Origin of the sequence: Dietzia sp. SYD-A1 (assembly GCF_015356725.1) — a bacterium.
GTDB lineage: Bacteria > Actinomycetota > Actinomycetes > Mycobacteriales > Mycobacteriaceae > Dietzia.
The window spans coordinates 1-9,145 of sequence record NZ_JADDKI010000041.1 but is presented as its reverse complement, the minus strand read 5'-3'; the positions used below and the strand labels follow the sequence as shown (position 1 = coordinate 9,145).

The window sequence follows — 9,145 nt, the reverse complement described above, 5'->3', positions numbered from 1 at the left end:
ACCAGTACCTCGCCCTGGCCACGGCCACGGGGGACGGGCTGGCCGCCGTGGCCGGACTCGCCGACCGGATCCGCGCGGACGTGGTGGGGGAGACGGTGACCTACGTCGTCAACCGGAACATCAACTTCTCCAACATCTGCTACACGGGGTGCCGGTTCTGTGCGTTCGCCCAGCGCAAGGGGGACGCGGACGCGTTCTCGCTCTCGGCCGCCGAGGTGGCCGACCGCGCGTACGAGGCGTACGTCGCCGGGGCGTCCGAGGTCTGCATGCAGGGCGGGATCGACCCGGACCTGCCGGTCACCGGGTACGCCGACCTCGTCCGCGCGGTCAAGGAGCGGGTGCCGTCCATGCACGTCCACGCGTTCAGCCCGATGGAGATCTCGAACGGGGCGGCCCGGTCCGGGGTGGGGGTCAGGGAGTGGCTCACCGAGTTGCGGGCGGCCGGTCTGGACACCATCCCGGGGACGGCGGCGGAGATCCTCGATGACGAGGTCCGCTGGGTGCTGACGAAGGGCAAACTCCCGGCCTCCGAATGGATCGACATCGTCACCACCGCACACGAGGTGGGCCTGCGATCGAGTTCCACCATGATGTACGGCCACGTGGACACGCCGCGGCACTGGGTGGCGCACCTGCGCACGCTGAGGGGGATCCAGGACCGGACCGGCGGGTTCACCGAGTTCGTCCCCCTGCCTTTCGTGCACCGCAGCGCCCCGCTCTACCTGGCGGGCGCGTCCCGACCGGGCCCGACTCGCCACGAGAACGTCGCGGTCCACGCGCTGGCCCGGATCATGTTGCACGGCGCCGTCGACAACGTCCAGACCAGCTGGGTCAAGCTCGGGGTCGCGGGCACTCGCACCATGTTGCGCGCGGGCGCCAACGACCTCGGCGGCACCCTCATGGAGGAGACGATCTCCCGGATGGCCGGGGCGGAGAACGGGTCGGCCAAGACCCCGGAGGAGATCGCGGAGATCGCCACCGGTATCGGACGGCCCGTGCGGCGCAGGGACACCGTCTACGGCCCGGCTCCCACCCAGATCCCCGTGACCGTCGTCACATAGCGCGACCGGCTTCGGGGCGGCGTGGTCGCGCGCGCGGGGTGTGACATACGATGCAGGCCATACCGCTATGAGGAAGGTGGCCGACGTGACCTACACGATCGCAGAGCCGTGCGTCGACGTGATGGACAAGTCCTGCGTCGAGGAGTGTCCGGTCGACTGCATCTACGAGGGTGGACGGATGCTGTACATCCATCCCGACGAGTGTGTCGACTGCGGCGCGTGTGAACCCGTGTGCCCGGTGGAGGCCATTTTCTACGAGGACGACACCCCGGAGGAGTGGTCCGAGTACAACACCGCGAACGTCGACTTCTTCGTGGAGCTGGGATCGCCGGGTGGCGCGGCCAAGGTGGGCAAGATCGACTACGACCACCCGTTCATCAAGGCGCTGCCCCCCATGAACCAGGAGTGACCTCGGTCGTGTCGCGCCCGGAGCGCCGTCCTCCCGCGCGCGCACTCCCCGTGTTCCCGTGGGACACCCTCGCCGAGGCGAGGACCCTCGCCTCGGCGCACCCCGACGGCCTGGTCGACCTCACCGTGGGCACCCCGGTCGATCCGGTCGCCCCGGTGATCCGCGAGGCGCTCGATGCCGGATCCGACGAACCGGGGTACCCGACCACCGTCGGGACACCGGAGTTGCGGACGGCTGCCGCCGACGCCCTCGCCAGGCGCTACGGTGTCACCGGGCTGGACGCCGGCTCGGTACTGCCCGCCATCGGCACCAAGGAACTCATCGCGGGGCTGCCCACACAACTCGGACTCGGTCCGGGGCACACGGTCGTCGTACCGGAGGTGGCCTATCCGACGTATGAGGTCGGCGCCCTGCTCGCGGGGGCGGCGGTCGTGCGTGCCGACTCGCTGACCCAGCTCGGCCCGTCGTCGCCCACCCTGCTCTACCTCAACTCGCCGGCGAACCCCAGCGGCCGGGTGCTCGGCGTGGACCACCTGCGCAAGGTGGTCGAGTGGGCCCGCGAACGCGGGGTGATCGTGGCCTCGGACGAGTGTTACCTCGGGTTGGTGTGGGAGGGGGAGGCGCCGTCGATCCTGGACCCGCGTGTCTGCGACGGCGATCACTCCGGCCTGCTGGCCCTGCACTCGCTGTCCAAGACCTCGAATCTCGCCTCGTATCGCGCGGGCTTCGTGGCGGGGGATCCGTCGCTCGTGGCGGAGCTGCTGGCGGTCCGCAAACATGCCGGCCTGATGATGCCCCTGCCCGTCCAGAACGCCATGACCGCGGCGCTTCGAGATGACGCGCACGAGGCCGAGCAGCGCGAGCGCTACCGGGCCCGGCGCGAGCTCCTGCTCCCGGCCGTGGAGGCCGCCGGATTCCGGGTGGATCACTCGCAGGCCGGGCTGTACCTCTGGGCGACGCGGGACGAGCCCTGTCGCGAGACGGTGGACTGGTTCGCCCGGCGCGGCCTGCTCGTGGCGCCCGGTGAATTCTACGGCTCCGCGGGTGCCCGGCACGTCCGCATCGCCCTCACGGCCACCGACGCCACGGTGGCCGAGGCGGTACGCCGGCTGGCCTGAGGTCACCGAGACCCGGCCGGCGCCCGCCGATGTGGGATACCGGACGCGGATGTCCGCCCGCGAGTCAGTCGTTGGCGTGGAGCGCGTCGTTGAGTTCCACGCCCTCCTTCTTCCACGGCACGGCCTCGACCGCGCCGGAGACGGAGTTGCGACGGAAGAGCAGGTTGTCCATCCCGGAGAGCCGACCGGCCTTGACGGGCTCGCGGTCGGCCCAGGCGCCCGCCCGGACGTCCACCTTCGTGCCGGCGGTGACGTAGAGCCCGGCCTCGACCACGCAGTCGTCACCGAGGGAGATCCCTATCCCGGAGTTGGCTCCCAGCAGGCACCGTTCGCCTATCGAGATGGTCTCCTTGCCGCCGCCGGAGAGCGTCCCCATGATCGACGCGCCACCGCCGACGTCGGAGTCGGCGCCGACCACGACCCCGGCCGAGATGCGGCCCTCGACCATCGACGGCCCGAGGGTGCCGGCGTTGAAGTTGACGAAGCCCTCGTGCATGACGGTCGTCCCCTCCGCCAGGTGGGCTCCCAGCCGGACGCGGTCGGCGTCGGCGATCCGCACCCCGGACGGGACCACGTAGTCCACCATGCGCGGGAACTTGTCGATGCCGAACACCGTGACCGGTCCGCGGGCGCGGAGCTTGGCGCGGACGAGCTCGAAGCCCGGGACCGCACAGGGGCCGAAGTTGGTCCACACCACGTTGCTCAGGGTCCCGAAGAGGCCGTCCATGTTCGCGTAGTGGGGCTTGATGAGGCGATGGCTGATCAGGTGGAGCCGGAGGTACGCGTCGTACGCGTCGGTCGGGGCCTGCGTGAGGTCGCCGATCTCCACGCGGACCGCGACCCGCTCGACACCTCGGTCGGCATCGGGTCCTGTCAGGGGGGCGAGCTCGGCGGGGACCTCGTCGCCCGAGAGGATCCGGTGGCCCCCCTCGGAGGCCGCACCGAGCTCCGGTGCGGGATACCACACGTCGAGAACGGTGTGATCGGACGTCAGGGTGGCGATTCCGGTGGCTACGGCTCCGTGTGCACTCATACCCCGATGCTAGCGGTCGGCCCCGGCGCACAACGGTGACGGGCATCTAAGGTGGACGCCGTGACCGCCGCCCTCGATCTGACCGCAGACCCGGTCGACCTCGCCCGTGCGCTCGTCGACATCCCCAGCCCCTCCCGGGCGGAAGCGGTGATCGCCGGCGCCGTCCACACCGCGCTCGAGAAGGTGGTCGCCGGGTTCACCGGACCGGCCGCCGGGCAGACCGAACTGATCCGTGACGGCGACCGCATCCTGGCCCGGACCACCAGGGGCCTGCCCACGCGCGTGGTGCTCGCGGGTCATCTCGACACCGTCCCGGTGGCGGACAACGTGCCGTCCACGATCACCGGAGAGGGCGACGATCTGGTCCTGCACGGGTGCGGGGCGGTCGACATGAAGTCCGGGGACGCGGTGTTCCTCCACCTGTTCGCGACCCTCGCGGACTCCGCCGCGCTCGCGCACGATCTCACCCTCGTCCTCTACGACTGCGAGGAGATCGAGGCCACCGCCAACGGCCTGGGGTTCCTCGAACGGAGCCACCTGGACTGGCTCCGTGGGGACGTGGCGATTCTCGGTGAGCCCACCGGTGGCCAGATCGAGGCGGGCTGTCAGGGGACCTGCCGTCTACGGATCCACACCCGCGGCACCCGGGCCCACTCGGCGCGGAGCTGGTTGGGCGACAACGCCGTGCACCGACTAGCCCCACTGTTGGCGGCGCTCGAGTCGTACGAGCCGCGCTCGGTGGACATCGACGGATGCGTGTACAGGGAGGGGCTGCAGGCCGTGCGGATGTCCGCAGGCGTGGCCGGCAACACCGTTCCGGACGAGGCATGGCTCGACGTCAACTTCCGGTTCGCCCCGGACCGGGACCCCGATGCGGCGCTCACGCACGCTCTCGAGGCGCTCGGGCTGACCCGGTCCGGGCGCATCCCGACGGGCGAGGATCCGCCGAGCGAGCCCGGTGAGTACTGGGAACTGACCGACATGTCCCCCGGGGCCCTGCCGGGTCTCGCGGCCCCGGCGGCGGCCGACCTCGTGCGTGCGGCGGGTGGGCGGGTGCGGGCGAAGTACGGGTGGACCGACGTCTCACGGTTCGCAGCTCTGGGCATTCCCGCGGTCAACCTCGGTCCGGGCGATCCCGGGCTGGCACACACCCGGGAGGAACACTGCCCGGCCACCCAGATCACCGCGGTGACCGGGATGCTCCGCGCCTACCTCACCGCATCGGACTGAACCCCGGAGCCGACTGAACCCCGGAGCCGACACGAGCCCGGAGCCGACACGATCCGGGCCTCCGAACCCGGGCCGACCACTGTAGGAGATGTGACCCTGATGGCACAGAACGATCCGGTACACCTGCGCGGCCCGCTCCTCCTGCGACGGGACAGGGGCGGCGATCGCACGACCACGGACCAGCGGCTGCTGGACAAGAATCAGGACACCGACTGGTTGCACACCGACCCGTGGCGGGTCCTGCGCATCCAGAGCGAGTTCGTCAACGGGTTCGGCGCACTCGCGGAGCTCTCCGACGCGGTGAGTGTCTTCGGTTCGGCACGGACGCGCCCGGGCGATCCCGCCTACGAGCAGGCGGTGGAACTGGGTCGTGCCCTCGCCGAGGCGGGGTATGCCGTCGTGACCGGTGGTGGACCCGGTCAGATGGAGGCGGCGAACAAGGGCGCCTGGGAGGCGAACGGCGAGTCCGTCGGTCTGGGGATCGAGCTGCCCATGGAGCAGGGAATCAACCGCTGGGTCGACCTCGGCCTGCACTTTCGCTACTTCTTCGTCCGCAAGACGATGTTCGTCAAGTACACGCAGGCCTTCGTGTGCACCCCGGGCGGTTTCGGCACCCTCGACGAGTTCTTCGAAGCGATCACCCTGGTCCAGACGGACAAGATCACCCGGTTCCCAATCGTGCTGCTGGGCGTCGACTTCTGGGCACCTCTGGTGGAATGGATCCGGGGCACCCTCGTCGAGCAGGGCATGGTCTCGGCGTCCGATCTCGATCTGTTCCTGGTCACGGATTCCGTCGACGAGGCCGTCCAGTACATCCGCCGGGCGCACCATCAGGCCGCGCTGACCGCAGAGCAGCGGGAAGACCTCTTCGGCGAGGAGCACCGGGGAGTCGAACGATGAGGGCCCCTGTGCCCGGGCGCAGGGTCTGCGTCTACTGCGCCTCCTCGTCGTACGACCCCGAGCTGCTGGGGATCGCCACCGAAGTGGGTGCGGCTATCGCCCGCCGCGGGTGGTCCCTGGTCTCTGGTGGAGGTCACGTGTCGATGATGGGTGCGGTCGCGGAGGCGGCGCGGGACGGCGGAGCCAGAACCGTCGGTGTCATCCCTGAAGGGCTGCGAGTGCGGGAGGTGGCCGACACCGCCGCGGACGAGTTGGTGGTGGTGACCACCATGCGGGAGCGCAAGCGCGAGATGGAGGAGCGCTCCGACGCGTTCCTCACCCTGCCCGGGGGGATCGGGACGATGGAGGAGATGTTCGAGATGTGGACGTCCGCGTCGCTCGGTTTCCACCACAAGCCGGTGGTGCTGTACGACCCGATCGGCTTCTACCGGCCGTTGCTGGACTGGGTCGGGGGCCTCGTCGAGTCGGGACTGGTCTCGCCTCAGGCGTTCGACCACCTCGTGGTCCGCGATGAGGTGGAGGCAGCCCTCGACGCCTGCGGAGGGCGTCGATGACCGCGCCGACCTCGGCCCCCTCACCCTCGAATTGGAAGCCCACGCTCTGCGGGCACCCGGTACCCGTCGACCGGCCCCTGGTGATGGCGATCGTCAATCGCACCCCCGACTCCTTCTACGACCGTGGAGCGAACTTCACCGACGCGGCGGCGATGGAGCGGGTCGATCGGTGCGTGGCGGACGGCGCGGACATCCTCGACATCGGTGGGGTCAAGGCGGGGCCAGGTGAGCTCGTCGACGCCCGTGAGGAGGTGCGTCGGGTCGTCCCCTTCGTCGAGACGGTGCGGGACAGGTACCCCGACGCCGTGCTCTCCGTCGACACCTGGCGTGGGTCGGTCGCCAGGAAGGCCCTCGCCGCCGGTGCCGATCTGGTCAACGACACGTGGGCCGGACACGATCCCGAGGTCCTGGCCGCAGCCGGTGAGGTGGGGGCGGGGTTCGTGTGTTCCCATACCGGCGGCGCGATCCCGCGGACCCGTCCCTTCCGGGTCGGTTATCGCGATGTGGTCCTCGACGTGGTCTCGGAACTGTCGGCCGCCACCGAGCGGGCGATCGCCGCGGGCGTCCCGGCAGACGGGATCCTGATCGACCCCACCCACGATTTCGGGAAGAACACCTTCCACGGGTTGGAACTGCTGCGGCGACTGGACGAGATCGTCGCCCTGGGCCACCCCGTCCTCATGGCTCTGAGCAACAAGGATTTCATCGGCGAGACCCTGGACGCGGGTATCGACGACAGGGCCGAGGGCACTCTGGCCGCGACCGCCGTCGCGGCGATGATGGGTGCCCGCGTGTTCCGCACCCACGACGTGCTCGCGACCCGTAGGGCGGTGGAGATGGTGGCCTCCATCTCGGGGACCCGCCCACCTGCGCGAACGGTCCGGGGCCTCGCCTGACCCGGCCTGGTCACCGCCGCCGACGCCGCGGCGGTTGTGCGAGACTGGGGGACCGGCCCGGACCAGAGGGGGATTCGCCCGCATGCTCACCGTCGTCGTCTACGTGGTGCTCACCCTGATCGTCGCCGCAGCGCTTTTCGCCCTGTCGGTCGTGGTCTTCGGCCGCTCCGAGCCACTGCCGGCCGTGGCGCGGGGCCACACCGTCACCTCGCTGCCGGAGGGCCCGCTCCGTGGAGACGATCTGCGATCGGTCCGGTTCGGGATGTCCGCACGCGGGTACACGATGTCGGAGGTCGACTGGGCACTGGAGGAGGCGGCCGCGGAGATCGACCGCCTCCGCGCGCGCCTCGACGGCGCGGGAAACGGCCCACAGCACTCGGACGCCGCGGGCCCAGAACGCGCTCCCGCGTCCGGGCCCGGTGTGACGCGCTAGAATCGCAGCATCCATTCAGCAACACCGCACGTGGGCGTGGTCGTCCTCACCGGACGCGGCCCACTGCCAAGGACGAAGGGAATCGACCCGATGGCGGCTATGAAGCCCAGGACCGGTGACGGACCGATGGAAGCGGCCAAGGAGGGCCGCGGGATCGTCATGCGCGTCCCTCTCGAGGGTGGCGGACGCCTCGTCGTGGAGTTGACCCCCGACGAGGCGAGGTCGCTCGGCGAGGAGCTGACCCAGGCCATCTCCTGATCGTCCTCTGCTCTGTCGACTCGACGCACCCGACCCACGTGGCGGGTGCGTCGAGTCGGTTCTACGGAAGGTGAACCCGATGCCCGAGATCCCCTCACGTCCACTGCCCACCGTCCGGGTGGTCGGCGGATCCGAGGCCGTCGAGGGATGGCCCCTGGCCACCCGACCCGCGACGACGGACGGATCCCTCCGTGGTCGCCCGGCTGAGGCGCGGACGAGCGTGGTCGACGGCCGTCCGGTGGTGGAGGTGGAGATCGACGCGTCGTCCCCCCGCCCCGGCTGGGCGGGGACGGTGGATGTCGGGATCGGCTACCGCCGCGCGGGGGCGGCCGTGGCGAGGCACTTGCGCGACACGGGCAGGATCGAGCAGGTCACGGTCGCCGTCCCCGGGGTCGTACCCGTCGACCGGCTGGGGGATCTGGTGTTGGGATATCTCTTGGGCGCCCGTGGGCAGGATGTCTTCGCCGCCGATCCGACGCCGGTGCCACCAGCCCTGGTGGTGCGGGTGTCGAGGGGGACGGAGGACGACGACGAGGAGGCCGTCCGCGCCGCTGTGGCGGCCGCCGAGGACGCCGCACGGGCGACCGCCCTGGCCCGCGATCTCGCGGGCGCTCCCGCCGACCTCAAGACCCCTGCATGGCTCGTGGCGCGGATGGCCGACGTGCTGTCCGGGGCAGGGATGCGTACCCGGGTGCTCGAGGGTGACCAGCTCGTCGAGGGCGGATTCGGGGGTGTCCTCGCGGTCGGCGGCGGGTCCGCCGCGTCGCCCCGGGTCCTGGTGGCGCGCCGACCCGGCCCCGGTACGCGCGTGCTGCTGGTGGGAAAGGGCATCACGTTCGACACCGGTGGGATCTCGGTCAAGCCGGCGGACGGGATGCATCTCATGCGCACGGACATGGCGGGGTCGGCCGCGGTCGTGGCGGCGGCGGCCTCCTACTGCGCCGACGCGAGTGACGGGTACGCCGATCTCGACGTGACCGTCGTGGTGCCCTCGGCCGAGAACATGATCTCCGGTGCCGCGTACCGCCCCGGGGACGTGGTCACGCACGTGGGGGGTACGACGTCGGAGGTCACCAACACGGACGCGGAGGGCCGGATGGTGCTGGCCGATGCGTTGGTGCACGGGATCGCGGAATGCGATCCGGACCTGGTCGTGGACGTGGCCACCCTGACCGGGGCGATGAAGGTGGCGCTCGGGATGCGGACGGGTGCGGTGATGGCGAACGACGACGATCTCGCGGACCGCGTGTCGG

General features: G+C 70.8%; 11 protein-coding genes. 10 read left to right on the top strand and 1 reads right to left on the bottom strand.

Annotated elements, in window-relative coordinates; genetic code table 11:
• The 3 genes from cofH to dapC all read left to right on the top strand — a co-directional run.
• Window positions 1-1,061 (top strand): 5-amino-6-(D-ribitylamino)uracil--L-tyrosine 4-hydroxyphenyl transferase CofH (gene cofH / locus IY392_RS02355; protein WP_194860411.1); only part of this gene is annotated, 1,061 nt, incomplete at its 5' end.
• An 85-nt stretch (window positions 1,062-1,146) separates the two neighbouring features.
• On the top strand, window positions 1,147-1,470 hold the full coding sequence (gene fdxA / locus IY392_RS02350; RefSeq protein WP_107758132.1) for a ferredoxin: 324 nt from the start codon (window positions 1,147-1,149) through the stop codon (window positions 1,468-1,470).
• Window positions 1,471-1,478: 8 nt separating this feature from the next.
• Window positions 1,479-2,588, top strand: a complete 1,110-nt coding sequence (dapC, locus tag IY392_RS02345) for a succinyldiaminopimelate transaminase (protein WP_194860410.1) — start codon at window positions 1,479-1,481, stop codon at window positions 2,586-2,588.
• A 64-nt stretch (window positions 2,589-2,652) separates the two neighbouring features.
• On the opposite strand, the gene dapD is transcribed toward dapC, so the two are convergent.
• Window positions 2,653-3,621, bottom strand: coding sequence for a 2,3,4,5-tetrahydropyridine-2,6-dicarboxylate N-succinyltransferase (gene dapD / locus IY392_RS02340; protein ID WP_107756757.1), 969 nt, complete (start codon window positions 3,619-3,621; stop codon window positions 2,653-2,655).
• 60 nt (window positions 3,622-3,681) lie between these two features.
• Here dapD and dapE point away from each other — a divergent pair, with 60 nt between their 5' ends.
• The 7 genes from dapE to IY392_RS02305 all read left to right on the top strand — a co-directional run.
• Window positions 3,682-4,851: a succinyl-diaminopimelate desuccinylase gene (gene dapE / locus IY392_RS02335; RefSeq protein ID WP_194860409.1), complete on the top strand. Its 1,170-nt coding sequence runs from the start codon at window positions 3,682-3,684 to the stop codon at window positions 4,849-4,851.
• A gap of 99 nt (window positions 4,852-4,950) precedes the next feature.
• Window positions 4,951-5,751, top strand: coding sequence for a TIGR00730 family Rossman fold protein (locus IY392_RS02330; protein ID WP_107758131.1), 801 nt, complete (start codon window positions 4,951-4,953; stop codon window positions 5,749-5,751).
• Complete coding sequence (locus IY392_RS02325) at window positions 5,748-6,305, top strand: TIGR00730 family Rossman fold protein (protein ID WP_107756755.1); 558 nt, start codon at window positions 5,748-5,750, stop codon at window positions 6,303-6,305. Before IY392_RS02330 ends, IY392_RS02325 begins: the two co-directional genes overlap by 4 nt.
• Window positions 6,302-7,201: a dihydropteroate synthase gene (folP, locus tag IY392_RS02320; protein WP_194860408.1), complete on the top strand. Its 900-nt coding sequence runs from the start codon at window positions 6,302-6,304 to the stop codon at window positions 7,199-7,201. The genes IY392_RS02325 and folP overlap by 4 nt, the downstream gene beginning before the upstream one ends.
• Before the next feature lie 82 nt (window positions 7,202-7,283).
• Window positions 7,284-7,634: a DivIVA domain-containing protein gene (locus tag IY392_RS02315; protein ID WP_107756753.1), complete on the top strand. Its 351-nt coding sequence runs from the start codon at window positions 7,284-7,286 to the stop codon at window positions 7,632-7,634.
• Between the two features lie 90 nt (window positions 7,635-7,724).
• Window positions 7,725-7,892 (top strand): DUF3117 domain-containing protein, encoded by a 168-nt coding sequence (locus tag IY392_RS02310; RefSeq protein ID WP_081615186.1) that lies wholly within the window; start codon window positions 7,725-7,727, stop codon window positions 7,890-7,892.
• A 79-nt stretch (window positions 7,893-7,971) separates the two neighbouring features.
• On the top strand, window positions 7,972-9,145 hold a 1,174-nt coding region (locus IY392_RS02305), incomplete at its 3' end, for a M17 family metallopeptidase (RefSeq protein WP_194860407.1).